Raw genomic sequence first — 26,685 nt, forward strand, 5'->3', positions numbered from 1 at the left:
TTGCTCTCTGGCAGTGGTGCTATGGATAAGGAGTCCTTTAGCTACCAATTACGGAGGAAGCGACCAATGGCCGTTAAAATTGCAATCAACGGGTTCGGACGTATCGGGCGTCTGGTTCTTCGTGGCATCATCGAAAGCGGGCGCACTGACGTCGAGCCGGTTCTGATCAACGATCTCGGCTCCGTGGAGGCCAACGCTCACCTTCTGAAGTACGATACCGTTCATGGTCGTCTGCCGGCTGAGGTCGAGGTCGTCAATGGTGATCTGCTCATCAAGACCCACCAGGGCCGCACCATCGGTCCGATCAAGGTGACAGCCCAGCGCAACCCGGAAGAGATTCCGCTCCAGGGTGTTGATGTGGCCATGGAATGCACAGGCCTCTTCACGGCCCGTGACAAGGCTTCTGCCCTGCTGAAGGCCGGTGCCAAGCATGTGCTGGTTTCTGCTCCGGGCAAGGATGCTGACGCCACGATCGTGTACGGCGTGAACAACGACGCCCTGAAGCCGGGCATGCAGATCGTCTCCAACGCTTCCTGCACGACGAACTGTCTCTCCCCGGTTGCTTCCGTGCTGGATGAAAAGTTCGGCATCGAGCGTGGTTACATGGTGACCGTCCACTCCTACACAGGTGACCAGCGCACCATCGACACGCTGCACAAGGATCCCCGTCGTGCCCGTGCCGCTGCTGTCAACATCATTCCGACATCCACGGGTGCTGCCCGTGCCGTTGGTCTGGTTCTGCCGCAGCTCAAGGGCAAGCTGGACGGCACGGCCATCCGCGTGCCGACGCCGAACGTCTCCCTCGTCTCCCTGGACTTCGTGCCGAAGCGCAAGCCGTCCTCCGTCGAGGAGGTCAACGAGGCCATCCGTGAGGCTTCCGAAGGCCGCCTGAAGGGCATCCTCGGCTACAACACGGAGCCGCTGGTGAGCCACGACTTCAACCACGTTCCGTTCTCCTCCACCTTTGATGCCACGCAGACAGCGCTGGTTGATGGTGGTGAGCTGGTCCGTATCTGTGCCTGGTACGACAATGAGTGGGGCTTCTCCAACCGTATGTCCGACACGGCATCTCTGTTCGGGAAACTCTGATCATGGCTTTTCGCACGCTTGATAAGGCGGAGGTACGTGGCAAACGCGTACTTCTCCGCGCTGACCTGAATGTCCCCATGCATGAGGGTGCCATTACCGATACGACCCGTATCGAGCGTGTGCTGCCGACCATCCGTGAGCTGACTGAGAAGGGGGCCAAGGTCATCCTTCTCAGCCATTTCGACCGGCCCAAGGGCAAGGTCGTTCCCGAGATGTCGCTGGCACCGGTTGGCAAACGTCTGGGTGAGCTGCTTGGCCGCCCGGTCGCCTTCGCTGCGGACTGCGTGGGCCCCAAGGCCAAAGAGGCTGTGGATGCGCTGAAGGATGGCGGGGTTCTCCTGCTGGAGAATACACGTTTCCACGCTGAGGAAGAGAAGAACGATCCCGAATTCTCCAAGGCACTGGCTGCCAACGGGGACATCTATGTGGATGATGCTTTCTCTGCTGCCCACCGTGCCCATGCTTCCACAGAGGGCGTGGCCCATCTGCTGCCGGCCTATGCTGGTCGCCTGATGGAAGCTGAGCTGAAGGCTCTTTCCGCTGCGCTGGAAAGCCCGAAGCGCCCTGTCGGCGCCGTGATTGGCGGGTCCAAGATTTCCACGAAGCTGGACCTGATCGGCAACGTGCTGGACAAGGTGGATGTTCTGTTCATTGGTGGGGCCATGGCCAACACCTTCCTCGCTGCTGAAGGCGTGAAGGTTGGCAAGTCCCTCCAGGAATCCGACATGCATGAGACGGCTCGCAAGATTGCCGCCCGCGCCAAGGAAAAAGGCTGCAAGCTGGTCCTGCCGGTGGATGCCGTCGTGGCCCGTGAGTTCAAGGCAGGTGCCGCCTCCGAGGTTGTGCCGGTGGACAAGGTGCCGGAAGACACCATGATCCTTGATGCTGGCCCGAAGACAGCCGAGCTGATCTCCAAACATCTTGCTGACCTGAAGACTCTTGTCTGGAACGGTCCGCTGGGTGCTTTCGAGATCGAGCCTTTCGACAAGGCAACCGTGGAAGTGGCCCGTGCCGCTGCCAAGCTGACCGAAGAAGGCAAGCTGCTGACAGTGGCTGGCGGTGGTGACACCGTTTCTGCCCTGCGTCACGCTGGCGTGGCTGACCGTATGAGCTATGTCTCCACGGCTGGCGGTGCCTTCCTCGAATGGCTGGAGGGTAAGACCCTTCCGGGTGTTGAGGTGCTGCGCGCCAAGTAAGATCGGTTTCGCTGGTTTTACGGGAGAGGCGGTGTCCTTCGGGACGCCGCCTTTTTTGTGTCTACTGTTTCTTCCTGTTGCATGAAAAAACGCAGCCAGGGTATGGCCCCGCTGCGTTCTGTTCAGTGCAGTTCTGAAGGAGGAGGTGGGGATCAGGCTTTGACTTTTTCGGCCACCTCTTCTTCGGAGAAGCCCTGTTCCCTGCGGCGTTCCTTGACGGCGGAGGCCATGGCTTTCTGCAATTTTTCCATGGCACGGGCTTCAATCTGACGGATGCGCTCACGGGAGACACCGTAATGATGGGAGAGTTCTTCCAGCGTGGAGGGGTCTTCCTTCAGGCGGCGTTCTGTCAGAATGTGGCGCTCACGGTCATTGAGCGTCTGCATGGCTTCGGCAAGCAGAGCCTTGCGCCCGCTCATGTCCTCGCTTTCGGCCAGCGTGTCTTCCTGATTCTCGTTCTGGTCCACAAGCCAGTCCTGCCATTCCTGCTCGCCATCTGCACGGAGCGGGGCGTTCAGGCTGTGGTCAGGTGCCGTAAGGCGGCGGTTCATGGAGATGACATCCTGCTCCGGCACGCCCAGTGTTTTGGCAATATGATCAATCTGCTCTGGCTGCAGGTCGCCTTCCTCATAAGCCTGCATCTGCCCTTTCAGGCGGCGGAGGTTGAAGAAGAGCTTCTTCTGGGCAGCGGTCGTGCCCATTTTCACCAGAGACCAGCTGTGCAGGATGTACTCCTGAATGGCTGCCCTGATCCACCACATGGCATAGGTCGCCAGCCGGAAGCCTCGCTCCGGGTCAAAACGGCGGACAGCCTGCATCATGCCGATATTGCCCTCGCTGATCAGTTCGCTGACAGGCAGACCATAGCCCCGGTAACTCATGGCAATCTTGGCAACAAGGCGCAGGTGGGATGTTACCAGTTCATGAGCCGCCGTGCTGTCGTGTTTGTCACGCCAGCGGCGGGCAAGAGCGAGTTCCTGCTCGGAGGTGAGAAGGGGGAACCGCCGGATTTCCTGAAGATAACGGGAAAGGTTGGTCTCCGGGCCGATGGCGGGAAGAGTTGAGGGAGACTTCATGCGACTTCGACTCCTTGCACCCGACTGGGGAAGAGGCGGGCAGATCATACCAGCCTATCCCTTACAGGAACGATGAGACCAGCGCCTGCATTTTAACGCCGGTCAGGCCGTATCTCCATCGCAAATAAGGCAATAGAGACATGTCCATTCTTTATAGGACTTTTTTCGTCCTATTATTCTTTAATTGATTCCTGCCGAGAGTCAAACTTAATAAAAAGTCAGGTGGTTCACCCTTCCGAGAGAGCTTCAATCAGGGTCTGGAGATCATCAGGGAGAGGGGCGGAAAAAAGCAGTTCTTCCTTTGTTCGTGGGTGGGTAAAACCCAGAGTGGCGGCATGAAGGGCCTGACGGGGGAAGTCGAGAGCCTGATGGCGCACGTTCACGGGCAGTTTGCGGGCCGCTGCCGGGACACGACGCAGATAGACCGGGTCGCCCAGCAGGGGGTGGCCATTATGGGACAGGTGGACACGGATCTGATGCGTCCGTCCCGTGGCCAGCCGGCACTCCACGAGCGATACCCCCGCATGAAAAGTTTCTTTCGTCGTGAAGCGTGTCAGGGCGTGTTTGCCGCCATTAGGGACGACGGCCATGCGCTTGCGGTCCCGCTTATCCCGTCCGATCGCCCCTTCAAACTCGCCTGAAGGCGGAAGGAGGCCCCACGCCAGGGCGAGATAGGCCCGTTCCATCGTACGGGTCGCAAAGGCTTCGGACAGGGCTTCATGGGCGAGGGGGGTTTTTGCAACGACCATCACGCCGGATGTGTCCTTGTCCAGCCGATGGACGATGCCGGGGCGTTTTTCCCCGCCAATCCCTTCAAAGTCCGGCCCGCAATGGCCAAGAAGGGCATTGACGAGTGTACCTGTTTCATTGCCGGGGGCGGGGTGGACGACCAGCCCGGCTGGTTTGTCCAGCACGATGAGGTCCCTGTCCTCAAAGAGGATGTCCAGCGGGATGCTTTCGGCCTGCGGGCGGGCCGGTTCTGGCGGGGGCAGGCGCAGCTCCAGCGTCATTCCCTCTCGCAGGGCGAAGGCGGGGTCTCGCCGGGGCGTGCCGTTGCAGGTAAGGTGGCCCGTCTCAATCAGGGCTTTGACACGGGAGCGGGAGAGGGTACCGATGGCGTCTGCCAGCATACGGTCGGCCCGCTGCCCTGTCTGCTCGGGCGTGATGGTGAATGAGAAGAGAGCGGGCGCATCCGCAGGGAGGGAATCGGAGATGAGTGAGTCGGACATGGCCCCCAATCTAGTCGAGCCGGGACAAAACAGCGAGTCGAACCCGCCACGCACGCCCAGGGCTCTGGTGGCGGCTGTCATCATCATGGGGGTGATGATCATTCTGGGGACGGTCCTGCTGGTGGGAATCATCATTCATCGGATGATGAACCACTCTTCGGCTTCACCCGCTCCGGCGGCTTCCGGGCTTTCACGGGCGGCGGCAGGGCCTGCTTCTCTGGCAGGGCCAGCCCTGCTGAAGCTGCCCAGGCAGGCGGATGAGCAGGTCATGGCCGTCACGGCCCGCCCTGATGGCCTTCTGGCCGTCACGCTCAAGACAGGGCAGGGCGATGCCCGCATCCTGCTCTGGCAGCCGGAACAGGCCCGCCTTGTGGCAGAGCTGGACCTGACGGGGCCTGCCGCTCATTGATGGGGACGGCCCTCGCTGGAGGGTCAGTCTTTTTCTGGAAACTCTGTCGGACATTCCCGCAGGATGGAGGCCATCAGGCCGGGGAAGCGGTCCTCCAGCACGTCAAGACGGAGCGTGTTGCGGTGCTGGACCCCTTCCACACGGGTGTGCAGGATGCCGGCCTCCCGCAGGACCTGAAAATGGTGCGACATGCTTGATTTTGGCCTGCCACGCAGAAGGGTCGTGCAGTTGGCTTCCTTCAGGCCGTGCAGGTGGCAGATGATGCCCAGACGGACAGGGTCCGCCACGGCCCGCAGAAGGAGCAGGAGGGTGATGTCTTCCGGGGCGGGGTGATGATACAGCGCAGCCATGAGATCGTGTATCGGGAGTCGGGGGGCTGTTTGTCAAGGTTTCATTGTTCTATGTTGATAGAACAAAAGGGAAGTGTTAGCGTTTGAGAAGAACGGGCGGTGACACCATGTGTCCCTGTCTCCGTCATCTGTCTGGTCATGTTTTTCAGGAGAAAACACCATGCCAACACTTTTCGATCCCATCTCCTTCGGGTCCATCAAGGCGGCCAACCGTGTCGTCATGGCACCGCTCACACGGGCAAGGGCAGGCAAGGATGCCGTCCCGACCCCCATCATGGCGGAGTATTATGGCCAGCGGGCCAGTGCCGGTCTGATCATCTCCGAGGCGGTGGGCATTTCCCGTCAGGGGCTTGGCTGGGCCTATGCCACGGGCATCTGGAATGAGGAGCAGGTGAAGGGCTGGAAGACTGTCACCGATGCCGTGCATGAGAAGGGTGGCAGGATTGTCTGCCAGCTCTGGCACATGGGGCGGATGGTCCATTCCTCCACGACCGGGGAGCAGCCGGTGGCACCGTCTCCTTCCACGGCACCCGGGCACATCCACACCTACGAGGGCAAGGCTCCTTATGAGGAAGCCCGTGCGCTGCGTCTGGACGAGATTCCGGGCATCATCGAGGATTACGCCAGGGCTGCCCGCAATGCGATGAAGGCCGGGTTTGATGGCGTGCAGATTCATTCTGCCAATGGCTATCTGCTGGATGAGTTCCTGCGGGATGGCACCAATCACCGGACGGACGCCTATGGCGGGTCTGTCGAGAACCGTCTGCGTCTGCTGCGTGAAGTGACGGAAGCCGTCATCAAGGAAGTTGGGGCCGAGCATGTCGGCGTTCGCCTCTCCCCGAACGGGGAAGTGCAGGGCACGATTGACAGCAACCCGGAGGCCGTCTTCATCCCGGCGGCAAAGATGCTGAATGATCTGGGCGTGGCCTGGCTGGAACTCCGTGAGTCCAACCCGTCCAGCACCTTCACGTTTGGCGGGGCCACGGAGCAGCCGAAACTGTCACCGGAAATCCGCAAGGTCTTTACCCGTCCACTGGTGCTGAATCAGGAATATACACGGGATGAGGCCCTGAAGGCCGTGGCGGATGGCAGGGCTGACGCCATCAGCTTTGGTCGTGCCTATATTGCCAACCCGGACCTCGTGCGCCGCCTGAAGGACGATCTGCCGCTTCAGGATGATGACATGGCGACATGGTATGGCCCGATTGGAGCCAAGGGCTATACGGACTATCCGTTCGCCAAGTGATGGCCGATAGTATCGCTTGAGAGCGGGGTGGTGACCGGGTTATCCGGTCCCACCCCGTTTTTGTGTCTGGGATCAGTCCAGCGGGCGGGTCAGCTCGTACAGGGCAACGGCGGAGGCGTTGGAGACGTTCAGGCTCTCCATCGGGCCGGACATGTGGATGGAGGCGATTTCATCGCAGGTTTCCCGTGTCAGGCGGCGCAGACCGGCCCCTTCGGCCCCCAGAACCAGAGCCACACGACGGTCGCCGAGCTGGTTGCGGTCCAGCCTTGTGCCGCCTGCATCCAGCCCCACGACCCAGAACCCGGCTTTCTGAAGGCCCTGTAGGGCACGGGAAATGTTGGTCTCCCGGATGATGGGCACGACATCCAGCCCGCCGGAGGCCGCTTTGGCCATGGTGCCGGTTTCATCAGGTGTATGGCGGTCCTGCACCAGAAGGGCAGCGGCCCCGAAGGCGGCAGCCGAGCGCAGGATGGCCCCGATGTTGCGGGGGTCCGTGACCTGGTCCAGCACCAGAATGGGGCCGGGGCGGTCGATGACATCCACGATGGCGGGATTTTCCAGTGGTTCGACATTCAGGCAGACGCCCTGATGTACGGCGTCTTTCCCGCAGAGGGCATCCAGCTCTTCCCGGCTGACGATGCGGGGCTGATGGGCCGTCTCGGGCAGGGAGTCGGCGGCTTCCTTTGTCGCCAGAAGGCTGTAGATGACCCGTGCAGGGTTGAGCAGGGCGGCCTCCACGGCGTGCTGGCCGTAGATCCAGTAGCCCTTGCCCGTGGCGGGGGCACCGTGCCGGGTCGTGCTGCGGCGGGAGCGGTTGCGGGAGAGATTCTGCGCCTCGGGCAGGGCCACACGGCGGGAGGATGATTTTCTAGCCATAACTCTTTGTATAATCTTTCTGGCTCGCATTGACATAGCAGTAAATGCATATTATCACACGCACATCCTGAGTTCGGAGGGGTGCCCGAGTGGCTAAAGGGGGCGGACTGTAAATCCGCTGGCGTACGCCTACGTTGGTTCGAATCCAACCCCCTCCACCAAGATATTTCTAAGAATCGATGTTCCTCAGACCCTTGTTAGCGTATGGGGCGCCTCCTAGGTGGGGGCTTGGGTGCCTCAGAGGAAGTGGGTTTCTAAAAGGAGAGCCACGAGAGGATTTGAGTTTTCTTTTGGCAGCGGCGGGCGTTACGTTTAATTAGATCTAATTCCTTTTGTATGGCTCCATGATTGTGAGTATCTGCCTCGTAGCTGATGTCATGAAGCAGCGAAGTAGTTGCTCGGATCATGATAAAGAAAAGGTAGATACCAAAAAGTGGGGAGCTGCTGTCGAAGTTGTTGAAGTATATGTTTGTGTCGAATGCCGCCAGTGTTTCGCTTCCCGTTCTTCGATGGTGAAGATCTTCATGTGGCCAGACGCAGGGACGATATTGTATTTTGTTCCTACTATTGGCAAATTCACTCGCTGGTAGGTCATTAAAAAAACTTAACATTCCTGTATCAAGAGGAGATTCTTCAGTAACAGATAATATTTTTTTTAGAAGGGACCATTTTTGTTTGTGGCCAACTCGTTTGCTCCATTCGTACAGTTTGGCTCTCGATGGATGGTTTAGGGTCTTTGAAAAATCAAAAAGATATTTTTGCTTAAAAAGTCTTACTCCCAATAGGATTAAGAGAGCGTCGACCAAGAAAAAGGAGGCCATATAGCCCGTAACTTCGGGGTAGGAAATATCATTGTCTATTATATCTCTGTGTAGGCTGCGGAGGAGAGCACCCGCTTTATGGGTTAGAAAAATGGCTTCACGAAGAGCAATATTTTTTAATCCAGGATATTCTATTTCTCGGGCCTTGAGAGGTTGTGTTGATGGCGTACCAGTTATTTCGGATTTTGCGATTGTATCAAATGATGTAGGTGGACATTGACCAATATCATCATAGTCTTGAAAAGCCAGACGCCACTCGCTCCTTAGATGCCTCCAGTTTCTTTGGAGAGAGAGGATATTATCAAGATCCTCTGTTGTGGTATCGCATCTGCCTCTATTAAAGCCTTCTAAAATTGGTGTGGTCTCGCACTCGCATCCGTCGATATTAACGTCTTCTAAAATCATTAGAAAAGCCTAACAGAGGTATCGGCTGTATGTCGGTCGGTCCACGCATTTTTAATTGCGAATTTTAATTCTGTTCCTGCATCTCTTTCAGCCTGTGTTCCTGTTCCTTTTTCATCCCAGTTTCCAAATTTAAAGTGACTAATTTCTCCTAAAATTTCTTCAATGTCACTCACTCTGAATCCACCTTTTTTATTTAAGGTCAATGAGAATATATATGGCAATACATTTATTAAAGCTCCGAAACCAAGTGTCTGGAAAAAGCGATATTTTGGCCCTGAAAACTCATTTGGGAAAACTATCTTCATGGCCTTATAGTAATTATCTATGATGGCTTCCATTTCTTTCTGCGTGTATGTTGCGAAGACCCCTTTGTTTTCTGATAGTAATGGATATATCTTTCTTACAAAGTTGGTTAGAGATATTTCTCTCTTTGCAGGAGATCGTATGGAGATTATTGACTCAAAGAACAGAGAATCTTGGTTACCATTAAGAGACTTGGCTATTTCTGAAGCTTTTTCTTTAGCTACATCTGCCGCAGATTTTTTAGGGAGTGATTTAATTAAATCATAATATAGAGATGTCGGAACGCCTTTAGCTTCTTTGTTAATCGTCACAAACTGCCTTATTTGCTCATCAGTGCTGAGCCCAATAAAAGCAACAACTGCCATTTCTATTGGAGGGCTATTTTCACCGGTATCAGCTAATTGCGAGCCTCTCAGTCTGTGTTGACCGTCAATAATCCATGCTGCCCTCGGGGCATTCTCTATTATTAATTCTTTGGTATTATCGTCGTATTCGGCCATTCCGTCGTTGAACGTAATCACAATTGCAGGTGCAATCTCATGGCCGCCGTTTATGTATTTTTTAATATCAGCTGCTCTCGGCTCTGACAGAGATCTTTGATATCCTTCTTCTTTATTGTCCATTCTCTGGTTTATTTGAGAAATATTCCACAGCGTTTTTGCTCGCATGCAGAATACGTAGAGATTTTTATTTCTCTGTGTTAATTTTATGGCTGGTATACGAATCTTTTCTGTCATCACGGCACTCGTATTATCTATCAAACTCTGTCGGACGCTAGGATGCTTTTGGATTGAGGTCAACCAAAGGGTCCCTCCCAACAGCTCCAGCTTTTTTAGGATCAAAAATTGGGGTACTCATATCCCGGTATTGGAGTACTCCTTGCTGGGCCCGTTCAATTCGTTTCTTTGCAACATCATGATATTTCTTATCGATCTCTATTCCTCTAAAGTTGCGTTTCTCGATCATGGAGGCAGCACCTGTGCTGCCTACTCCCATAAACGGATCTAAAACTATTCCCCGTGGGGGACATAACGCTCTAATAATGCGCTGAGCTAGAGCGATCGGAAATTGGCATGGGTGCAGGGTTTTCTCAATATGATTTGCTTTAACATTAGGTATTTCCCATACGTCTCCAGGGTTTTTTCCAAGGGGGTTGCAGCTATACTCCCCTTTTTTCTTTCCTTTGTAGTATTTTTTTCCAGGATATTTTTGTTTTATTCTAACAGAATCAAGATCAAAGAAATAATTATCACCTTTTGTGAACCACAAAATGGTTTCATGGCGACCACTAAATCTTTTTTTGCAATTTGCACCATGTCCAAAAGTCCATACAATTCTGTTTCTTAGTTTTATATTATGGTCCATACGACTAAACATATCGTAGACAATAAAGTCAAGTGGTATTATTTCTCCATTTTTAATGTGGTGTCCTACTTGCCAGCATATTGAGCCTCCATTTTTTGTTTTTTTATATACTTCTTCCATGATGGACTGGTTTACTTCTCGAAAACCATCAATTGATGTATAAATATCGTACGCTTTCCCTATACAATAGGGGGGTGACGTTAGGGTAAGGTCTATGGAATTATCCTCAAATTTTTTGAGGCGTTTTGTGGAGTCTTCATTAAAAAGGGTGAATTCGGGTTGAGTGATCATAAGGTGTCTTTATAGCCTGTCATTAATGTTAGATCCACAATATCATGCGTTTTTATCCTTATTTCTTGTTGTGGATCCAGATGTGTCGTTTGGGATGTGATTATTTTTTGCTGAACTGGGTATCATCCTTACGATGGGTTGGTAGTTTGACGTGCTGATAATTTCGGAGAGCAGACATAATTAAGGGGGTAAATTATGGCAGAATCAGATCATCATGTCAGTCTTTTAAAAAGCCGTAAGCCAGAGCAACAGATATGATCCGCCTAGAAGGCGCACAGGAGCATAACCTGAAGGATGTCTCGCTGGAGGTTCCACGGGGCTGTCTGGTGGTTTTTACCGGAGTGTCCGGGTCGGGCAAGTCGTCCCTGGCGTTCGGGACGCTCTATGCCGAGGCGCAGCGGCGGTATCTGGAGACGGTCGCTCCCTATGCACGGCGGCTGTTCCATCAGCTGCCTCCACCGAAAATCCGCAGCATCGAAGGGCTGCCGCCCGTCATCGCCCTTCAGCAGCAGGCGGGCACGAGCAGCCGGTCATCCGTGGGCAGCGTGACGACCCTCTCCAATCTGCTGCGTATGCTCTATTCCCGGGCAGGGACGTATCCGGCTGGTGCGCCCATGCTGGAGAGTGACGATTTCTCCGCCAATACGCCGCAGGGGGCCTGTTCACGCTGTCAGGGCACGGGATGGCTCTATGATGTCGTGGAAGAAAAGATGGTGCCCGACCCGACGCTGACCCTGCGGGAAAAGGCCGTGGCCGCATGGCCCGGTGCGTGGCAGGGGCAGAACCTGCGGGACATCCTCATGATGCGTGGGGTCGATCTGGACACGCCGTGGCAGGACCTGCCCAGGGAAACACGGGACTGGATTCTGTACACGGATGAAACCCCGACAGAACCGATCTACCGGGGCCTGAATTACGCCGAGAGTCAGGCGGCCATGAAGCGGGGGGAACCGGCGACCTATCAGGGCACCTTTGCCAGCGCACGCCGCCATGTGATGCAGAGTTTTCACGGCTCCAAGAGTGCGAAGATGCGTGCCCGTGCGGCGACCTTCATGCAGGCGACACGCTGCCCGGTCTGTCACGGTGCCCGTCTGAAGCCTGAAGCCTTGGCCGTGACGTTTGCGGGGCAGGATATTGCGGCCCTGTTCCACCTGCCGCTGGAACGGCTTCATGCCGTGCTGAAAGACCAGCTGGCAGGAGAGCGGCGGGATGATGCACAGGGGCGTGTGATTGAGGAAATCGGCACGGCCCTGCTCCGGCGGCTGGAGATACTGCTGGAGCTGGGGTTGGGCTATCTTCAGACGGACCGGACCGTGGACAGTCTTTCCCCCGGCGAATATCAGCGTCTGCGGCTGGGGACGCAGGTCCATTCCGCCCTGTTTGGCGTGGCCTACGTGCTGGATGAACCCGCCGCCGGACTGCATCCGGCGGATATCGAGGCCCTGCTGAACGTGCTGGCCCGTTTGCCTCGGGCCGGAAACTCCCTGCTGGTCGTGGAGCATGATCCTGTCGTCATGCGGCGGGCGGACTGGCTGGTGGATATCGGCCCCGGTGCGGGCAGCCATGGCGGGCAGGTTCTTTACAGTGGCCCGCCGGATGGCCTGCGGCAGGTGGAGGCCTCCCGCACAAGGCCTTATCTCTTTGCCCCGCCGCCTCTGGAGCGTGGTCCCGGCCGACAGGTGGAGCGGTGGCTCCAGCTTGAGGGCATCACATGGCGGAACATGAAGGACCTGTCCCTGAAGCTGCCACTGGGTGTTCTGGTGAGCGTGACGGGTGTTTCCGGTTCTGGCAAGTCCAGTCTGGTCAGTCAGGCTCTGGTGAGTCTTCTGGGGCGTGCGCTGGGCCAGAAGGTCGAGGAAGCGGACGAACCGCAGGATGGTGACGACACCACGCCACTGGCGGACGAGGCCGTGGAGGCCCAGCCAGAAGGGCGTATCGTGGCAGGGCTGGAGCATGTCCGGCGTCTGGCCATCATCACGCAGAAGCCCATCGGGCGGACGTCACGCTCCAATCTGGCGACCTATACGGGCATTTTTGACCAGATACGCAGGCTCTTCGCCGCAACGGAAGCCGCCCGCAGGGCGAAGCTGGATGAAAGCTGTTTCAGCTTCAATGTGGCCAAGGGGCGGTGCCCGCATTGCGAGGGGTTGGGGACGGTCTCGGTCGGTCTGCTCTTCATGCCCGGTGTGGAGGCTCCCTGTCCGGTCTGTCACGGGGCACGCTACAGGGATGAGGTGCTGGCCATCACGCTGCGGGAGAAGAACATTGCCGACGTGCTGGCCATGACCGTGGAGGAGGCCTGCACCTTCTTTGCTGGAGAAGGGGCACTGGCCCGCGGGCTGGAAACGCTGGAGCAGTCCGGCCTTGGCTATCTCCGTCTTGGCCAGCCTGCACCGGAACTGTCCGGCGGTGAGGCGCAGCGGCTCAAGCTGGCAACGGAACTGCAGAAGCGGCGGCCCGCCCCCATGCTGTATGTTCTGGATGAACCCACGACCGGCCTGCATCCCTCTGATACGGACAGGCTGCTGGGCCAGCTCCAGACATTGGTGGAGCAGGGGCACAGCGTGGTTGTGACCGAACATAACATGCGTGTGGCGGCGGCGAGTGACTGGGTGATCGATATTGGCCCCGGTAGTGGGGAGAAGGGCGGCAGGATCATTGCCTCCGGCCCGCCGGAGGAGGTGGCCAGGAACCCTGAAAGCCGGACAGGGCCATATTTGCGGGAGGTGCTGGCCGGAGCGTGACGGGGTGGCCCCGCCGGGGTTCGGTCCCGGCGGGGGTGGTCGGTCAGTCGGTCTTCAGTGTGGTCATGTCGATCACGAAGCGGTAGTGCGTGTCGCCCTGTTCCAGCTGGCGGAAGGCCTCGTTGATGTCCTGCATGGCGATGGTCTTCGTGTCGGGCAGGATGTTTTTGCGGGCACAGAAGTCCAGAAGCTCCTGCGTTTCACGGATGCCTCCGGCGAGCGAGCTGGTGATGTTGCGGCGGCCATAGACCAGCGGCAGGGTTGAGAGTGCCGGTATGGGGCCGACCTGCCCGACAAGGGAGATCGTGCCGTCCACATCCAGCAGGGACAGGTAAGGGTTGATGTCATGCTCCACCGGTATGGTGTCGATGATGAGGTCAAAACGGCTGGCCGCTTCCTGCATGGCCTTTTCATCGCCAGAGGCGAGGAAGCTGTCTGCCCCCAGGGCGAGGGCTTCCTGTTTTTTCTTCCCGCTGCGTGAAAGGACGGTGACTTCCGCCCCGAGTGCGGAAGCCAGCTTCACGGCCATCTGGCCCAGCCCGCCAAGGCCGATGACGGCAACCCGTGATCCGGGCCCGGTACGCCATGTCCGCAGGGGGGACCATGTGGTGATGCCAGCACAGAGCAGCGGTGCCGCCCTGGAGGCATCCAGCCCTGCTGGCACTTTCAGGACGAATTCCTGCCGGGCGACGAGGTGCTTGGAATAGCCGCCCATGTTGGGAGTTCCGTCCACGGCATCAATGCCACCATAGACCCCATTCATGCCGATGGGATATTTCCTGCCCTCCCGGCAATACTGTTCCTCACCTTTGCGGCACTGGTCACATGTCATGCAGCTGTCCACCATGCAGCCGACGGCAACGATGTCCCCGGCCTTGTGGCGGGTCACCTCCGGGCCGACCTCCATCACCACGTCATTGGGGCGGGGATTGCGGCGGTCAAAATGGAGGGGGGCGAGAGGGGCCTCGGCAGAGGTGCAGGCAAAGCCAATGGTGCGCATGGGATCATCCTTCCCTGAAGAGCGGCGATTGAACGGGCCAGCTGCGAGCCTATGGAACGTTAACCTTCTGTTTAATATTTCAGGAGGGATGGCAGGTCTGCTTTAGAACCACACATCTTCATGCTGGGCCGTATAGGCATCCACGCCCATGCGGCGGATGTGCTGGAGGTCGGCCTGGGGTGGGCGGCCGAAGGTTTTCCTGTACTCACGGCTGAACTGGGAGGGACTGTCATATCCTACCTGAAAGCCTGCGCTGGCAGCGCTCATCTCTTCATGCACCATGAGGCGGCGTGCTTCCTGCAGGCGCAGCTTCGTGCGGTACTGGACGGGCGTCATGCCTGTCAGCTCTCCGAAGCGTTTGTAGAAGCTGGACTGGCCCATCCCGGCGATCTTCACCAGCGTGCCGATCTCGAACCGTTCCTGAAAATGGTGGCGCAGATGGATGATGGCCCTGTTGATGCGGGAGAGGTCACTCTGGAGGTGAGCCGTTTCCTGAAGGACATGGCCTTGTTGGCCATGAAGAAAGAGATAGAGGAGCTCCTTCTTGTAGAGCTGCGCCAGAAATTTCTGGTCGCTATTCCGGGCGAGCAGCCCGACCAGGCGCAGCAGGGCATCCAGCAGGTCGTCGGTGATCCGGCTCACTCCCATGGCGGATATGGGAGAGCTGTTCTCTTTTCGGAGGGCCAGTTTCCGGGCCTGACGGCTGAGGGCGGACTGGCTCTCCCGGAGGAGCTGCTCCATCTCCGTGGAGGAGAAGCTGATGCACAGGGCCAGATAGGGTCTTTCCGCCGAGGCCCTGGTGATCTGCCCGGAAACGGGCAGGTCCAGTGTGGAGATCAGATACTCGCCTTCTCCATAGGGCAGGGGCTGGTCATGGAGGTGAAGGATTTTCTGCCCCTGCACGACGATGTAGATGCGGGGTTCGTAAACGACCAGAACGGGATCGGTCACGGTCCCGGTGCGATAGAGGGTCAGGAAGTCGAAAGCCGTATGGGTGACTTTTTCCGGGCAGTGGCGGCTGACAGCCGCCTGGAGGGCGGCGAGTCGGTCCTGTGGCATGGTGCAGTCTTTCTCTGTGCCGGTTGTTCCTGATCCGTGGAGCCGGTCAGGCCATGATGATGACCTGCTCGATATGCCGCCGGTAGGCAGCCTCCATGGCTGGGACATCCGGGTTCTTCATGACATCCGTTGCCAGAAAGGTGGGCAGGCGGTCCATGCCGAGAAAGGCATGGGCCCGATAGAACGGGAAAAGCACGGCATCAATGCCACCGCCGCCGAAGAACTGGTCCCTGTCTTCGAAGGCTTCAAGTGGGGCATTCCACGTGGTGGATACCATGAAGCGTTTGCCCTGTAGCAGGCCGCCAGAGCCATAACGCTTTGAGGGATCGTGCCGGCTGCGGCCATCATTGCTGTAAAAAAGGCCATGTGCCTGTGTGAAAACCTCATCCATATATTTTTTCAGAGGCCACGGCGTGCCCATCCACCATCCCGGAAACTGGTAGATGACGATGTCCGCTTTCTGGATCGCCCGGATCTCGCTTTCGACATCATAGCCTTCATCAATGACGGTCTGGCTGACGGACAAACCGTGTTCCTGAAGGCAGGTTGCGGCAAGATTCTGGAGGGTCTGGTTCAGTTTTCCGGCAGAGTGGGCAAAAGGTTTCGCCCCGTTGATGAGGTGGATGTGGGTCATTGGGGGACTTTCATGAGGGTTGTGAAGATGTCCAGTTCATTAATCGGAACCGCTGGTGTCAAGGGGAGAAAATGGCCTTTAGCGCTTTGTAAAAGGCCATGGAATTGCCATAATCTCATGGGCTTTGTGGCAGCATTTTAACGAATTTAAAGGAATATTTTGATTGCATTTAAAAGATGGAAGGATATTTTAATGTCGCGTTAGCATTATGTCTTGATAATGAGGAGTACGAAACGATGAAGAAAAGGAAAACTTCCATGAGGTTGATCTGCGTTGGTGATAGTCCAAAGAATATGGACGGACGGCCTTGCTCCACTCTTTCTGAAGCGGTTTCTGAAGGAGGAATCTTTCTGCGCATTTCTGGCAGGGAAGGCGTGCTGAGCGCCCTGCGCAATGATCAGTCCGATGTGGCCGTCATCCAGCAGACCAACCCGGATCCGCTTCTGATCAGAACGATTCGCAACAACCGCTTCAGCCTGCCGATTCTGGTCATTGCCCGGAATCTGACAGCCCACAACGTGGCCGAGGCCCTTGCCGCTGGTGCTGATGACTGCGTGCCCATCACGGTAGGGCCGGTAGAACTGCTGGCCCGGCTGAAGGCGATTGTCCGGCGTGTCATGGATCATGGCGTGACCAGCCAGATCATCACGGTCGGCCGTCTGACGGTGAAGGAAGACACCCGTGAGGTGCTGGTGGATGATGACCTCCTGCCGCTGACACAGGGTGAATATGACATCATGTCCCTCATGGTGCGTCGTCGGGGTAGCCTGCTGAACAAGGCCGCCATCCTGTCCACCCTGTATGCCGGGCGGGAGAAGCCCATCAGCAAGACCATCGATGTCATGGTCTGCCGCATCCGTCAGAAGCTGCGGGCAAGAGGTATCCAGAAGCCCTTCATCACGAGCTGGGGCATGGGGTATCGGCTGAATGAGGAAGCCTTCCTGCCGCTGGGTGCCCGTGCCGAGGATGAGTGCAACCCTGTCCAGCAGGCCATCCGTGAGGCCAGCATGCCCGTATCGGCGGGTCTGGGTGTGACAGCCATGGCAGGCGAGGCGGAAAGCCGTCGCACTGTGGAGAAAGCCGCCAGACAGCCGGTTCATCAGGACTGATAACGGAGCGCAGCGTCATGAGTGATGAGACCAGTCCAGACGCCGGAGGTGATGGTACAGCCGCTTCGGCTGATGGCAGGAAGGGCATGTCCAGGAAGAAAATGGCCATCATGGCTGCCGTGCCTCTGCTGCTGATAGGTGGGGGCGTGGGTGCCTGGCAGGCCCACCTTCCACCATTCGGCGGTGGCGGGAAGCCTGCCCCCAAGGTTGCCGCAGCGGAAGGCGGGGAGGCGGGCTCACATCGCCTCCTTCTGTCGGTTCCCTCTGCCACGGCCAATCTGGATAACGGGGCCGGGCGGACGGTCTATGTAAAGATGACAGCCAGTGTCGAGGTGGAGGGAGCTGAGACACTGGCAGCTCTTCAGGGGCGTATTCCCGAGGTGCAGGACATTTTCCAGACCTATCTGCACGAAAGCCGCCCGCAGGACCTGCATGGCAGTGGCTTCTATCGCCTGCGTGAGGCCCTGCTGAGGCGCCTGCGTGTGGCGTTTGCCCCGCTGAATGTCACGAACATTTACATTACGGAACTTCTAACCCAGTAAGGTGGATTTGGACCCAATGGCGGATGAAGAGGAGCAGGCACAGGCTGACCAGCCTGACCTGACAGAAGGGCAGGGAGCGGAACAGCCCGGCCCGGATACAGAAGACAATGCTGCACGGACTGAAGCCCCGGAAGAGGAAGGAACATCCTCCTCCGGGGTCGCTGCGCATGGGGGGGATAATGGTGAGGCGGATGGCCATGCGCTGGACCAGTCTGCCATTGATGCCATGCTCGGCAATGCATTTTCCGGTTCTGCCATGCGGGAAGAGAGCGGGATGGAGCGCATCATCAAGGCCGGTTTTGTGGCCTATGAGCGTATGCCCATGCTGGAGAACGTGTTTGACCGGCTGGTGCGTTTCCTTTCTTCGACCCTGCGTGGTTTTACCAACGACAATGTCGACATCACCATGGAGAACATGCGGTCCCTGCGTTTTGGGGACTATATGGGAGAAGTGCCGTCTTCCTCCCTGTTTTCCGTCTTCCGGGCAGAGCAGTGGCGCAATTATGGTCTGGTTGTTGTGGATTCGTCGCTGTCCTATTCCATTGTGGACATCCTGATGGGCGGAGAGCGCGGTGGTGGACCCAAGATCATAGAGAATCGGCCCCACACTGCTCTGGAGAGAGCCCTCATAGAGAAGTTGATTGTCATTACGCTGGCGGATCTCTCCGAGGCTTTTGCGCCAGTGGGCAAGGTGGATCTCTCTTTCGAGCGGCTGGAGATCAGCTCCAGCCTGGCGGTGATTGCCCGGCCCTCCAATGCGGCCATTGCGGCCCGTTTCCATATTGATATGGGCGACAGGAGCGGGGACATGGATATCGTCATTCCCTATGCCACGCTGGAACCGGTAAGAGAGAAACTCTCCCAGCAGTTCATGGGGGACAATTTCGGCAATGACTCCATATGGGAGAATCATCTCATTTCCGAAATCATGGAAACGAGCGTGACCGTTTCCACCGTGTTTGAGACGGCGTCTTTCCCGCTTTCCCAGATTCTGGAGCTGAAGGAAGGTAGTGTCCTCCATCTGCCCAGCAAGGGCGAAGCGCCGCATCGTGTGCGGATGGAATGTGACGGAACGCCAATTTTTGAGGGCACGCTGGGGCGGCTGCATCGGATGCAGGCTGTTCGGATAGACCAGCGCCTCATCCCGCTGGAGGAAGATCTGACGCCGGAACTGCTGGCGTCTCTTGGTTCTGCTTCGGTGGATCAGCAGTCAGCAGAGCAGAGGGGACATCATGCTTCTGAAAAATAGCCAGCTCATCATCGAGATTCTTCTGATGGTCGTCCTGATAGCCGGGATTGTCAGCTCCCGTCTCATTGTCCGGCGGCTTGGGGTCATCCGGGATTCCTATACGGCACTGAATGAGATGGTGGCCACGCTTGATGCTTCGACAGAACAGATGAACCATATGTTCGAGCGGGTCCGGCATGAGGTCACCCAGGGGGACAGGCGCCTGTCTGTCCTGCTGGAGCGTGCCCGCAATGCTGAAGAGGACCTGATGGACCAGCAGAAGATGACGCAGGAGACTGCCGATTCGCTTTCTGGTGTTCTGGAGCGGTCGGAAAAGCAGGAGGCCGGGTTGAACCAGGCCGTGGAGTCGGCACAGGCCATGCTGCAACAGCTGGAAGAACAGCTGGAAATGCAGAAGAAGGCGCTGGAACAGAGCAGGGCCGCCGCCGGGCCTGCCCCGGCTGAGGGCGATTCTGCCCCGCATTTCTCCGATGAGATTGTCATGCCGGTTCCGGGCCGCCTGCGTAGCCCAAGGCCTTATATGAGGCAGAATGAGGCCGATGGTTAAGGCAGGCATTTTCCCATGCCTGTCATTTTGAAATGTCCTCTGTAAGAAACATGTAAGGGTTCTGTGTTTCTATCCATCTGTCAACGATGAGTTCGTTGGTTTCTATACAGATGTGCAAGGAGAGAAGACCATGAGTCTTTCCATCAATACCAACCAGTCTTCCATGGTTGCTCTGGAAACACTGAACACCACACAGGGCGATCTGGCCAAGACGGAAAATGCCGTCTCCACCGGCAAGAAGGTCGCCAATGCTTCCGACAATCCGGCTGCTTTTGGCATTTCCTCCCAGATCGGTGGTGACATTGCCGGCCAGAGCGCTGTCAATGATGGCCTGAGCTACGCTTCCCAGATTGTCAGCTCCACAAACTCTGCTGCCAACAGCATCATCAACATCCTTCAGAACGTCCAGAACGCTGTGACCACTGTCGGTAACAACCTGGGCAACTCTTCTTCCCTCGGCCAGCTCGACAAGGAGCTGACAGGTTACATGAAGAGCATTGACACCATCGCCCGTAACGCCACGACCAAGGGGATCAACCTGCTGGCCGGTGGTACGACAGGTGGTACAGCCGATGGTCTGGGCATCACGGCCAGCAGCCTGACCTTCGTTACGGGTCTCCAGGGTGATACACAGACACTGACCGGCTATGGCGCCCTCGTTTCCGCCACGACAGGTGCCAAGGGTGCGACCCTGACCGACGTTCTGGGCCTGACAACGAATGGTGTGGCCGGTTCTGACCCGACCTCCAACGTCTTCCTGAACGCCAGCGCCACGGGTGCTTCCCTGGCTGACAGCTCCAGCGATCCGAAGAAGGCTGTTGCCGACATGATCGGGCGTGTTCAGAAGGCCATCGTTGCCATGACGAACGTCACGTCTGATCTCGGTTCCAACCAGCAGACCATCGACTCCATGAGCTCCTATGGTCAGAAGTCTTCCGACTCCCTGACAGCTGCTTCCGGCGCTCTGACGGATGCTGACATGTCTGCCGAGTCTGCCAAGCTGACATCCCTGCAGACCAAGCAGTCCCTGGGCATCAAGTCCCTCTCCATCGCCAACGGTCAGTCCCAGAACATTCTGTCCCTGTTCCAGTAAGGGGAAGTATCCGGCCCTGTTGTTGGGCCGGAGCCTTCGGGCGACCATGTGCCAGACGCCACCGTATTTTTACGGTGGCGTTTTTTTATGCCAGAAGGGCTTTCTCCTCGGGGTCCAGATGGCGTTCCGTCATCTCCCATGAGGCCCCGCACAGAAGGCGGGGTGCCACATGAGAAATATCCTTCATGACGGCAGCCAGAGCGTTTTTGTAATTCTGCACATGGTATCTGAATTCCGGGCAGTCTCCTTCCTTCAGGAAGAGGGCGTGCTCGGCCCTGGGTAGCCACGGCTTGGAGAGGAAAAGGAAATGCTGGACCTGGATGTCCAGTCTGCTCTCTTCGACATCTTTCCGTATCTCCGGCTGGAAGGGGACAACATCCTTGGCGATGTGCGTCATGGCGTAATTCCAGCGGACTGAAAAAAACTGCACGGAATCATGGAAAACGACATTGAGGATGCTTTCGGCATGGCCCTTCCACCTGCGGGAGATGAGCTGGAGGCAGCGTCTGCCATCCTCTGGTCTTATGGCTTTCATGTTGAAGAGCATGAGACCGGCATTGAAATACCGGCTTGTGTCCTTCAGGCCAGTCCTGAGTGTCTGATCATGCAGGGGGCGGGGTACGTTGGGAGGCAGGATGGTGTTGCGGAAGAAGCAGCGGACAGCCCCTATTTTCTTGTCTGCGGGCATGGCGTGGATGAGAGACAGCAGATCGCCCGTCACGATCATGTCGGCATCAAGGAAAAAGACAAAATCATGCCCTGCCATCAGTCCCGGTATGAGCAGTGCATGGTACATTTCTTCTTTTTTCAGGTTATGGCCTGCAAAATGCTCCTGCACGTTGATGAAGGTGATCCGTCCCCCCGAATCGTTCACCAGAGTGGTCATGATCCTGATGGCAGCTGGTGAGAGCTCCTTGTGGAAGATGACGAATTCTATGCGGTTCCTGTCGGATATCGAGTTGAGAACGGACCGTATCGTGGCGATGGCGGGGACGACATACGCCTGATTCAGCGACATGACGATGGGAATGGTCTGCATGATGTGGGACAACTTGCGTGCGTCAGGGGATGGGTCGGACAGTGGCAGGGATCATGTGATGTTCTGCAAGGCGGTCCATATGGGGTCGAAGAGGAGAGGTGGCATCCTGTCCTGTATCTGACGCATGAGGGAGGCTGCGATCTTTCTGTAATCCCGGGCGTGGATGTTGGTCTGCTCCAGGGCTGCTGTCATGTCATCAGGGTCGAGATGGCTGGCGAACTGGCCGAGGTTCATGTTGTTGCGGGCGGAGGTAATGGCTGTCCGTATGGAAGGGATGAAGGCCTCATCCGGCTGCTGGAAGAGCGGCATCTGGAGATTCCATGACTGCGGGAACAGGTGCAGTGCGTGGCGGAAGAGGTAGTTAAGGATGGTTTCGTCCCGTCCCGGCCATTCTTCGTCCAGCAGCTGGATGCAGGCCTGCCCTTCCTCCGGGGAGATGGCCTGCCGGTTGAAGAGAAGCAGGTTGCGGCTGAAATGGTCCTCCGACCTGACAGGCCCGGAGTCGGGCTGGTCCATGAGGGCATGATACATGCAGCGGACAGCCCCGATCTTTGCTCCGGTAGGGAAATCGGACAGAAGGGACAGAATGTCCCCCCGGATGAGTGAACCTGCCCCGATGCTGAGTACGAAATTTCGTGATGTGAAATATTGGGGAATGAGCAGGGGATAAAGACGGTGGGTGCAGATGGTGTCTTTGTAGGTGAAGCCGGAAAGGATGCCGGGCATGTTGATGAGGGAGAAAGCGACGCCATACGAGTTGAGCAGCCCTTTTACCAGCTGTTTCACATGGTCATCGAGTCCCGTATGGAAGAGGGCAAAAGACAGGCGGGACTTGTCCTGCGCATTGCTGATGGTGGACTGTATGGTGACCAGAGCAGGAATGAGGTTGTTTTCATCCAGGCCCGTCGCAACAGTGAGGTGGGCCTTCATGAAAGGGCCGTCCGATCCGCTGAAAGTGATTGTACGTCCATGAACATTCTGATTTTCTTAAAGAAAGTTTGTAAGTTATTTATTAACCAATATGCATGAGGGAGAAAAGAGGCCGTTGTGATGGTTTGGGCTGTCCTGGCCGTGCAACAGGCAGACAGGCCATCCCTCCGGTTGGAGAGATGGCCTGTCTGGCAGGGATGGAAGTGGTTTTCAGGTGACCTCGAATCCCAGACTGTTCAGGGCCTTTTCGGCCAGGGCCCGGTCCTGCTCGTAGGTACCGCCGGAGACGCCAATGCCGCCGATCAGCTGCCCCCCGGCAAAAATGGGGCATCCACCGCCTACGGCCACAAGGTGGGGTCTGCTGGCGAGGGGGGCCATGTGGGGGTTCTGCACGAGCTGGTTCCAGACATGGGTCGGCTGACCGAAGGAGCAGGCCGTCCATGCTTTGTCGATGGCGATCTCGACCGTCAGGAAGGCTGTTCCATCATGGCGGGCAAAGGCCTGGAGATGCCCGCCTGCATCCATGATGGCGACAGAAACGGGAATCTTCTGTGCAGCTCCTTCTTTGAGGACAGCCTGCACGAGGCTGTTGGCGGCCTCACAGGTGATGGTGGCCTGTGAGACATGGTGTCTGGTAGTCATTTCTGAGGACTCCTTGCTTTTGACTGTTCCCATGCCTGTTCATGCCATGATCCGGGTCACGGCGGCCATGATCTGCTCCGCACCGGGGATGTAGGCTTTCTCCAGCACGGGCGAGAAGGGCACGGGCGTGTGAGGGGCACTGACCATCTGCGGGGCGGCTTTCAGGCTGGTGAAGCACTGCCCGGTGACCTGCGCCACGATGTCGGTGGCCATGTTGCAGCGGGGATGGGCCTCATCAGCTGCTACAAGCCGACCTGTTTTCTGTACGGACTTCAGGACCGTGGCAATGTCCAGCGGGGAGAGAGTCCGCAGGTCGATGACATCGGCTTCGATTCCCGTTTCCGCCAGCCGGGTGGCGGCCTCCAGTGCCCGGGGGACCATGGGCCCGTAGGTGACGATGGAGACGTCATGTCCTTCCCTGGCGAGATGGGCCTGCCCGAAGGGAATGGCGTAAGGAGCCTCGGCAACGGGGCCGGTCGTCTCATAGAGATATTTCGGCTCGCAGAAGATCACGGGGCCCCGGTCCCGGATGGCCTCGATCATCAGCCCCTTGGCATCATGCGGCGTGCTGGGGCAGACGACCTTCAGGCCCGGAATGTGGGTGAACATGGCCGTCAGCATCTGGGAGTGCTGCGCCGCACCATTGATGCCTGCCCCGACCATCGTGCGGACGACAAGCGGGATTTCGGCCGTGCCGCCGAACATGTAGCGCATCTTGGCAGCCTGGTTCAGCAGCTGGTCGAAGCAGACGCCCATGAAGTCGATGAACGGGACTTCCGCCACGACGGGGAAGCCGGAGAGGGCGGCCCCGACGGCAGCCCCGACATAGGCCATCTCGGTGGGGGGCGCATCAATCACCCGGTCACCATAGCGGGTATAGAGCCCCCTGGTGACACCAAGCACGCCACCCCATGTATCCGTTTCTCCCCCAGCATCGACACCACCGGCGGTGTCCTGCCCGAAGATGAGCAGTTTCGGGTCTCTGGCCATTTCCTGATCCAGAGCTTCGTTGATGGCTGATTTCAGCGAGACATGTCTGGTCATGACAGATTTTCCTTCAGATGATGGGTTCAGCAGGAGACGTACACGCCGTCATGGAGTTCATTCAGGGCAGGGTGCGGGGCCTTGAGGGCTTCCTGAACGGAAGCATCGACCAGCTGCTCCACGTCCCGGTCCACTGCTTCCAGTTCCGCCGGGCTGAGGCCTGATGTCTGGGCGAAGCGGCGCAGGCAGTCCCGTTCCTCCCAGGCGTTCTTCACGTCTCCGGCAGGGCGGTAACGCTGGGTGTCTCCCTCAAAATGGCCGTAAAAACGGACGGTCCGGCATTCCAGAAGAACAGGTCCGCCTCCGGCCCGCATTCTGGCGATAAGCTCCCCGGCAGCACGGTAGACGGCGAAGAAATCCAGCCCGTCCACCGTGACGGCAGGCATGCCGAAGCCTCTGGCCCGGTCCTCATAGCTGCTGACGGAGGTTGTCCTGTGCTGTGGTGTGGACTGGGCATAACCGTTGTTCTCCACGACGAACATCAGGGGCAGCTTCCAGACGCTGGCCAGATTCATGCTCTCCAGCACGGCGCCTTCATTCACGCCGCCATCACCACCGAAGACGACGGCAACATGGCCCTTGCCCTCCAGCCTGTCGGCGAGGGCGGCACCACAGGCCAGCGGAGCTCCGGCCCCAAGGATGCCATTGGCCCCCAGCATGCCCTTGCTCAGGTCGGCAATGTGCATGGAGCCGCCCTTGCCCTTGCAGATGCCGCCCTGCCGCCCGTGAATTTCCTTCATCATGGCCATGACATCGACACCTTTGGCGATGCAGTGGCCGTGGCCACGATGGGTGCTGGCGATCTGGTCCTGATCGGTCAGATGGCTGCAAATGCCGACGGCTACTGCTTCCTGTCCCGCATAGAGATGGGTGAAGCCCGGGACGATGCCAGCCTTGAAGTCCTCATGCAGACGGTTCTCGAACGTACGGATCGTCTTCATGCGCCGGTAGGCGGACAGAAGGATGTCATGGGATATGTCTGTTTTTCCAGTATGTTGCATGACTGTCTCCATAGTGACCTTGATGCGGTTCAACGCTTCGTCTGGTCTGGCGTTACAGTCTTTTTCTAGGGTTTCATCATGGCGCAGCGGTAGAAGGATCCTGCGCAAAGCTTGCCTTATTTTCCATAAATGGAGGGGCGTTCCGTACAGGCTGGGATAAAGAACGGGCCGCCTCCCGGTGGAAGACGGCCCGTCATCAGGCTGGTATCGTGCTGGAAGGTACGGTCAGAGATAGTCCGCCAGAGACATGTTCTTCATGTCGGCGATGAGCGAGAAGGAGGCCTTCAGCTGGAGGCTGAGGTCCGAGGAGCGTGTGGCCACCTCGGCCAGATTGACGTTCAGGCCGTTGGAGAGCTGTTCTTTCACCATCAGCTGAAGGCTGGAATAGATGCCCTGCTGGCGTGTCAGGGTGTTCTGCGTCACGCCGACGCTGGTGTTCATGTCGATGAGCTGGTTGGCTGTTGTTCCCAGTGAGGTATGCAGCTGGCGGACGAGATTGGTGAAGCCGGGTGTGGTCGTGTCCATTCCCTTCATGGACGTCATGATCATCATGTCCCGCATGAGGTCCCGGATGGGGGAGCCGGTGGACGTGCTGCTGGCCTGCCCGCCCTGTGTGGCGACCGGGCCGGTCTGGACGGTGGAGCCGTCCGGCCCGATGATGGCGGAAGCCTGAAGAGCCCCTGCCTGTTCGGCAGGTTGTGACAGAGCCTGAGAGAAGACGCTCATGCTGGCACTGTTGTCCGCACTGGCGGCGGTGGCCTGGCTGAAGACTGTCCCGCTGTTGCCGTCCTTCAGGCCGGAAACGATCTGGGAGATGGTATGGGCCAGCGTGCTGTCATTCAGTGTTGAGGGGGAGGTGACGGGCGCTGTGGATGTGTTCTGTCCAGCAAAGATGAAGCTGCTGCCATCGGATGTGTTGAGGATCGTCCCCAGGCTGCCCAGCCCTGTCCGGGCGCTGTCAGCTGCGGTTGTGGTGGATGCTTTTTCTCCGCCCTCAGAGGAGAGCATGCTCAGCAGTTGGGAGTTGAGGGACTGTGCCAGATCAGTGACCTGCTTGAGGGCTGTGGAGCTGAGAGAGAGGCGGTTCTGTACCGAAGACAGGTTGCTCTGATAGCCCGTCAGCTCGGCCAGTTTCGGGCTGAGGGACAGGATGGTCTGCCGGTCACTGCCCAACCCGGAAATGCTGGACGATGTCGTCCCCTGTGAGGTCTGCCACGCAATGTCTGTCTGCTCGGATTCAATCTGTCTGATGCCTGTGTTGAGGATCAGGTTTGCACCGGCGGCGCCATATTGGCTGACATTCATGCTCATGGGTGGCACTCCTGTGATGGTCTGTAGGGTGAGGGGGGCAGGTCAGGGTAGGGCCTGCCCGGTTTCATTGCCGGGCAGGCTGCCA

26 protein-coding genes and 1 tRNA gene are annotated in these 26,685 nt (G+C 57.7%); 11 read left to right on the forward strand and 16 right to left on the reverse strand.

What is annotated here, in order from left to right; translation table 11 throughout:
• The first annotated feature begins 66 nt into the window (after positions 1 to 66).
• Both gap and DTJ15_RS05960 read left to right on the forward strand, forming a co-directional pair.
• A complete protein-coding gene (gap, locus tag DTJ15_RS05955) occupies positions 67 to 1,089 on the forward strand; it encodes a type I glyceraldehyde-3-phosphate dehydrogenase (protein WP_103765262.1) in 1,023 nt (340 codons plus the stop codon).
• 2 nt (positions 1,090 to 1,091) lie between these two features.
• Positions 1,092 to 2,285, forward strand: a complete 1,194-nt coding sequence (locus DTJ15_RS05960; RefSeq protein ID WP_043558103.1) for a phosphoglycerate kinase — start codon at positions 1,092 to 1,094, stop codon at positions 2,283 to 2,285.
• A gap of 152 nt (positions 2,286 to 2,437) precedes the next feature.
• Here DTJ15_RS05960 and rpoH read toward each other — a convergent pair whose 3' ends face one another.
• Together rpoH and DTJ15_RS05970 are read right to left on the reverse strand one after the other, a co-directional pair.
• Positions 2,438 to 3,361 carry an RNA polymerase sigma factor RpoH gene (gene rpoH / locus DTJ15_RS05965; protein WP_043558106.1) on the reverse strand — a complete coding sequence of 308 codons (924 nt, stop codon included), beginning with the start codon at positions 3,359 to 3,361 and terminating at the stop codon, positions 2,438 to 2,440.
• Between the two features lie 227 nt (positions 3,362 to 3,588).
• Complete coding sequence (locus DTJ15_RS05970) at positions 3,589 to 4,590, reverse strand: RluA family pseudouridine synthase (protein ID WP_081562808.1); 1,002 nt, start codon at positions 4,588 to 4,590, stop codon at positions 3,589 to 3,591.
• Here DTJ15_RS05970 and DTJ15_RS05975 point away from each other — a divergent pair.
• Positions 4,589 to 4,999: a DUF6476 family protein gene (locus tag DTJ15_RS05975; RefSeq protein ID WP_249109649.1), complete on the forward strand. Its 411-nt coding sequence runs from the start codon at positions 4,589 to 4,591 to the stop codon at positions 4,997 to 4,999. The two genes, DTJ15_RS05970 and DTJ15_RS05975, sit on opposite strands and share 2 nt — an antisense overlap.
• 23 nt (positions 5,000 to 5,022) lie before the next feature.
• Here DTJ15_RS05975 and DTJ15_RS05980 read toward each other — a convergent pair whose 3' ends face one another.
• Positions 5,023 to 5,349, reverse strand: a complete 327-nt coding sequence (locus DTJ15_RS05980) for a helix-turn-helix transcriptional regulator (RefSeq protein WP_103765261.1) — start codon at positions 5,347 to 5,349, stop codon at positions 5,023 to 5,025.
• Positions 5,350 to 5,509: 160 nt separating this feature from the next.
• Here DTJ15_RS05980 and DTJ15_RS05985 point away from each other — a divergent pair, with 160 nt between their 5' ends.
• A complete protein-coding gene (locus DTJ15_RS05985) occupies positions 5,510 to 6,595 on the forward strand; it encodes an alkene reductase (RefSeq protein ID WP_182041017.1) in 1,086 nt (361 codons plus the stop codon).
• 72 nt (positions 6,596 to 6,667) lie between these two features.
• Here the strand turns inward: DTJ15_RS05985 and rlmB are convergent, their stop codons facing one another.
• Positions 6,668 to 7,471 carry a 23S rRNA (guanosine(2251)-2'-O)-methyltransferase RlmB gene (gene rlmB, locus DTJ15_RS05990; protein ID WP_081562805.1) on the reverse strand — a complete coding sequence of 268 codons (804 nt, stop codon included), beginning with the start codon at positions 7,469 to 7,471 and terminating at the stop codon, positions 6,668 to 6,670.
• A gap of 75 nt (positions 7,472 to 7,546) precedes the next feature.
• On the opposite strand from rlmB, the gene DTJ15_RS05995 reads away from it, so the two are divergent.
• A tRNA-Tyr gene (locus DTJ15_RS05995) sits at positions 7,547 to 7,632 on the forward strand.
• 93 nt (positions 7,633 to 7,725) lie between these two features.
• On the opposite strand, the gene DTJ15_RS06000 is transcribed toward DTJ15_RS05995, so the two are convergent.
• The 3 genes from DTJ15_RS06000 to DTJ15_RS06010 are packed head-to-tail and all read right to left on the reverse strand — an operon-like array spanning position 7,726 to position 10,656.
• Positions 7,726 to 8,697 carry a hypothetical protein gene (locus tag DTJ15_RS06000; protein WP_249109650.1) on the reverse strand — a complete coding sequence of 324 codons (972 nt, stop codon included), beginning with the start codon at positions 8,695 to 8,697 and terminating at the stop codon, positions 7,726 to 7,728.
• A complete protein-coding gene (locus tag DTJ15_RS06005) occupies positions 8,697 to 9,737 on the reverse strand; it encodes a DGQHR domain-containing protein (RefSeq protein ID WP_249109651.1) in 1,041 nt (346 codons plus the stop codon). The genes DTJ15_RS06000 and DTJ15_RS06005 overlap by 1 nt, the downstream gene beginning before the upstream one ends.
• 37 nt (positions 9,738 to 9,774) lie before the next feature.
• Positions 9,775 to 10,656, reverse strand: coding sequence for a site-specific DNA-methyltransferase (locus DTJ15_RS06010; protein ID WP_249109652.1), 882 nt, complete (start codon positions 10,654 to 10,656; stop codon positions 9,775 to 9,777).
• Between the two features lie 254 nt (positions 10,657 to 10,910).
• On the opposite strand from DTJ15_RS06010, the gene DTJ15_RS06015 reads away from it, so the two are divergent.
• Complete coding sequence (locus DTJ15_RS06015) at positions 10,911 to 13,400, forward strand: excinuclease ABC subunit UvrA (RefSeq protein ID WP_249109653.1); 2,490 nt, start codon at positions 10,911 to 10,913, stop codon at positions 13,398 to 13,400.
• A 43-nt stretch (positions 13,401 to 13,443) separates the two neighbouring features.
• Here the strand turns inward: DTJ15_RS06015 and DTJ15_RS06020 are convergent, their stop codons facing one another.
• The 3 genes from DTJ15_RS06020 to DTJ15_RS06030 all read right to left on the reverse strand — a co-directional run bounded on the left by DTJ15_RS06020 (position 13,444) and on the right by DTJ15_RS06030 (position 16,093).
• A complete protein-coding gene (locus DTJ15_RS06020; protein ID WP_249109654.1) occupies positions 13,444 to 14,400 on the reverse strand; it encodes an NAD(P)-dependent alcohol dehydrogenase in 957 nt (318 codons plus the stop codon).
• 102 nt (positions 14,401 to 14,502) lie between these two features.
• Complete coding sequence (locus DTJ15_RS06025) at positions 14,503 to 15,459, reverse strand: AraC family transcriptional regulator (RefSeq protein ID WP_086431307.1); 957 nt, start codon at positions 15,457 to 15,459, stop codon at positions 14,503 to 14,505.
• A 46-nt stretch (positions 15,460 to 15,505) separates the two neighbouring features.
• Positions 15,506 to 16,093 carry an NAD(P)H-dependent oxidoreductase gene (locus DTJ15_RS06030; RefSeq protein WP_043558122.1) on the reverse strand — a complete coding sequence of 196 codons (588 nt, stop codon included), beginning with the start codon at positions 16,091 to 16,093 and terminating at the stop codon, positions 15,506 to 15,508.
• Positions 16,094 to 16,350: 257 nt separating this feature from the next.
• Between DTJ15_RS06030 and DTJ15_RS06035 the strand changes: the two genes are divergently transcribed.
• From DTJ15_RS06035 to DTJ15_RS06055, 5 genes are all read left to right on the forward strand, one after another.
• The gene (locus DTJ15_RS06035; protein WP_166651581.1) at positions 16,351 to 17,202 is read left to right on the forward strand and encodes a response regulator transcription factor; all 852 of its coding nucleotides are present in this window, start codon (positions 16,351 to 16,353) and stop codon (positions 17,200 to 17,202) included.
• A gap of 17 nt (positions 17,203 to 17,219) precedes the next feature.
• Positions 17,220 to 17,744: a flagellar basal body-associated FliL family protein gene (locus DTJ15_RS06040; RefSeq protein WP_081562799.1), complete on the forward strand. Its 525-nt coding sequence runs from the start codon at positions 17,220 to 17,222 to the stop codon at positions 17,742 to 17,744.
• Between the two features lie 16 nt (positions 17,745 to 17,760).
• Positions 17,761 to 18,993, forward strand: coding sequence for a flagellar motor switch protein FliM (gene fliM / locus DTJ15_RS06045; RefSeq protein ID WP_103765257.1), 1,233 nt, complete (start codon positions 17,761 to 17,763; stop codon positions 18,991 to 18,993).
• Positions 18,977 to 19,540 (forward strand): hypothetical protein, encoded by a 564-nt coding sequence (locus tag DTJ15_RS06050; protein WP_043558125.1) that lies wholly within the window; start codon positions 18,977 to 18,979, stop codon positions 19,538 to 19,540. The genes fliM and DTJ15_RS06050 overlap by 17 nt, the downstream gene beginning before the upstream one ends.
• A 130-nt stretch (positions 19,541 to 19,670) precedes the next feature.
• The gene (locus DTJ15_RS06055; protein ID WP_043558127.1) at positions 19,671 to 20,633 is read left to right on the forward strand and encodes a flagellin; all 963 of its coding nucleotides are present in this window, start codon (positions 19,671 to 19,673) and stop codon (positions 20,631 to 20,633) included.
• 85 nt (positions 20,634 to 20,718) lie between these two features.
• Here DTJ15_RS06055 and DTJ15_RS06060 read toward each other — a convergent pair whose 3' ends face one another.
• The 6 genes from DTJ15_RS06060 to DTJ15_RS06085 all read right to left on the reverse strand — a co-directional run bounded on the left by DTJ15_RS06060 (position 20,719) and on the right by DTJ15_RS06085 (position 26,600).
• Positions 20,719 to 21,672, reverse strand: coding sequence for a glycosyltransferase (locus DTJ15_RS06060; protein WP_249080132.1), 954 nt, complete (start codon positions 21,670 to 21,672; stop codon positions 20,719 to 20,721).
• Between the two features lie 51 nt (positions 21,673 to 21,723).
• Positions 21,724 to 22,602: a glycosyltransferase gene (locus tag DTJ15_RS06065; RefSeq protein ID WP_249109655.1), complete on the reverse strand. Its 879-nt coding sequence runs from the start codon at positions 22,600 to 22,602 to the stop codon at positions 21,724 to 21,726.
• Between the two features lie 210 nt (positions 22,603 to 22,812).
• Positions 22,813 to 23,244 carry a heme-binding protein gene (locus DTJ15_RS06070; RefSeq protein WP_249109656.1) on the reverse strand — a complete coding sequence of 144 codons (432 nt, stop codon included), beginning with the start codon at positions 23,242 to 23,244 and terminating at the stop codon, positions 22,813 to 22,815.
• A 39-nt stretch (positions 23,245 to 23,283) separates the two neighbouring features.
• Positions 23,284 to 24,288: an alpha-ketoacid dehydrogenase subunit beta gene (locus DTJ15_RS06075; RefSeq protein ID WP_043558134.1), complete on the reverse strand. Its 1,005-nt coding sequence runs from the start codon at positions 24,286 to 24,288 to the stop codon at positions 23,284 to 23,286.
• Between the two features lie 26 nt (positions 24,289 to 24,314).
• Positions 24,315 to 25,289: a thiamine pyrophosphate-dependent dehydrogenase E1 component subunit alpha gene (locus DTJ15_RS06080; RefSeq protein ID WP_154981149.1), complete on the reverse strand. Its 975-nt coding sequence runs from the start codon at positions 25,287 to 25,289 to the stop codon at positions 24,315 to 24,317.
• A gap of 225 nt (positions 25,290 to 25,514) precedes the next feature.
• Entirely contained in the window at positions 25,515 to 26,600 is a 1,086-nt protein-coding gene (locus tag DTJ15_RS06085) for a hypothetical protein (RefSeq protein ID WP_043558137.1), read from the reverse strand.
• Positions 26,601 to 26,685: the final 85 nt, after the last annotated feature.

The sequence above is a fragment of the Parasaccharibacter sp. TMW 2.1891 genome, from assembly GCF_023337675.1.
GTDB lineage: Bacteria > Pseudomonadota > Alphaproteobacteria > Acetobacterales > Acetobacteraceae > Bombella > Bombella apis.

Excerpts from the sequence above, each read along its gene's own strand:
- gap (WP_103765262.1), top strand. The coding sequence starts at position 67 with ATGGCCGTTAAAATTGCAATCAACGGGTTCGGACGTATCGGGCGTCTG.
- DTJ15_RS05960 (WP_043558103.1), top strand. The coding sequence starts at position 1,092 with ATGGCTTTTCGCACGCTTGATAAGGCGGAGGTACGTGGCAAACGCGTA.
- rpoH (WP_043558106.1), bottom strand. The coding sequence starts at position 3,361 with ATGAAGTCTCCCTCAACTCTTCCCGCCATCGGCCCGGAGACCAACCTT.
- DTJ15_RS05975 (WP_249109649.1), top strand. The coding sequence starts at position 4,589 with ATGGCCCCCAATCTAGTCGAGCCGGGACAAAACAGCGAGTCGAACCCG.
- DTJ15_RS05970 (WP_081562808.1), bottom strand. The coding sequence starts at position 4,590 with ATGTCCGACTCACTCATCTCCGATTCCCTCCCTGCGGATGCGCCCGCT.
- DTJ15_RS05980 (WP_103765261.1), bottom strand. The coding sequence starts at position 5,349 with ATGGCTGCGCTGTATCATCACCCCGCCCCGGAAGACATCACCCTCCTG.
- DTJ15_RS05985 (WP_182041017.1), top strand. The coding sequence starts at position 5,510 with ATGCCAACACTTTTCGATCCCATCTCCTTCGGGTCCATCAAGGCGGCC.
- rlmB (WP_081562805.1), bottom strand. The coding sequence starts at position 7,471 with ATGGCTAGAAAATCATCCTCCCGCCGTGTGGCCCTGCCCGAGGCGCAG.
- DTJ15_RS06000 (WP_249109650.1), bottom strand. The coding sequence starts at position 8,697 with ATGATTTTAGAAGACGTTAATATCGACGGATGCGAGTGCGAGACCACA.
- DTJ15_RS06005 (WP_249109651.1), bottom strand. The coding sequence starts at position 9,737 with ATGACAGAAAAGATTCGTATACCAGCCATAAAATTAACACAGAGAAAT.
- DTJ15_RS06010 (WP_249109652.1), bottom strand. The coding sequence starts at position 10,656 with ATGATCACTCAACCCGAATTCACCCTTTTTAATGAAGACTCCACAAAA.
- DTJ15_RS06015 (WP_249109653.1), top strand. The coding sequence starts at position 10,911 with ATGATCCGCCTAGAAGGCGCACAGGAGCATAACCTGAAGGATGTCTCG.
- DTJ15_RS06020 (WP_249109654.1), bottom strand. The coding sequence starts at position 14,400 with ATGCGCACCATTGGCTTTGCCTGCACCTCTGCCGAGGCCCCTCTCGCC.
- DTJ15_RS06025 (WP_086431307.1), bottom strand. The coding sequence starts at position 15,459 with ATGCCACAGGACCGACTCGCCGCCCTCCAGGCGGCTGTCAGCCGCCAC.
- DTJ15_RS06030 (WP_043558122.1), bottom strand. The coding sequence starts at position 16,093 with ATGACCCACATCCACCTCATCAACGGGGCGAAACCTTTTGCCCACTCT.
- DTJ15_RS06035 (WP_166651581.1), top strand. The coding sequence starts at position 16,351 with ATGAGGTTGATCTGCGTTGGTGATAGTCCAAAGAATATGGACGGACGG.
- DTJ15_RS06040 (WP_081562799.1), top strand. The coding sequence starts at position 17,220 with ATGAGTGATGAGACCAGTCCAGACGCCGGAGGTGATGGTACAGCCGCT.
- fliM (WP_103765257.1), top strand. The coding sequence starts at position 17,761 with ATGGCGGATGAAGAGGAGCAGGCACAGGCTGACCAGCCTGACCTGACA.
- DTJ15_RS06050 (WP_043558125.1), top strand. The coding sequence starts at position 18,977 with ATGCTTCTGAAAAATAGCCAGCTCATCATCGAGATTCTTCTGATGGTC.
- DTJ15_RS06055 (WP_043558127.1), top strand. The coding sequence starts at position 19,671 with ATGAGTCTTTCCATCAATACCAACCAGTCTTCCATGGTTGCTCTGGAA.
- DTJ15_RS06060 (WP_249080132.1), bottom strand. The coding sequence starts at position 21,672 with ATGCAGACCATTCCCATCGTCATGTCGCTGAATCAGGCGTATGTCGTC.
- DTJ15_RS06065 (WP_249109655.1), bottom strand. The coding sequence starts at position 22,602 with ATGAAGGCCCACCTCACTGTTGCGACGGGCCTGGATGAAAACAACCTC.
- DTJ15_RS06070 (WP_249109656.1), bottom strand. The coding sequence starts at position 23,244 with ATGACTACCAGACACCATGTCTCACAGGCCACCATCACCTGTGAGGCC.
- DTJ15_RS06075 (WP_043558134.1), bottom strand. The coding sequence starts at position 24,288 with ATGACCAGACATGTCTCGCTGAAATCAGCCATCAACGAAGCTCTGGAT.
- DTJ15_RS06080 (WP_154981149.1), bottom strand. The coding sequence starts at position 25,289 with ATGCAACATACTGGAAAAACAGACATATCCCATGACATCCTTCTGTCC.
- DTJ15_RS06085 (WP_043558137.1), bottom strand. The coding sequence starts at position 26,600 with ATGAGCATGAATGTCAGCCAATATGGCGCCGCCGGTGCAAACCTGATC.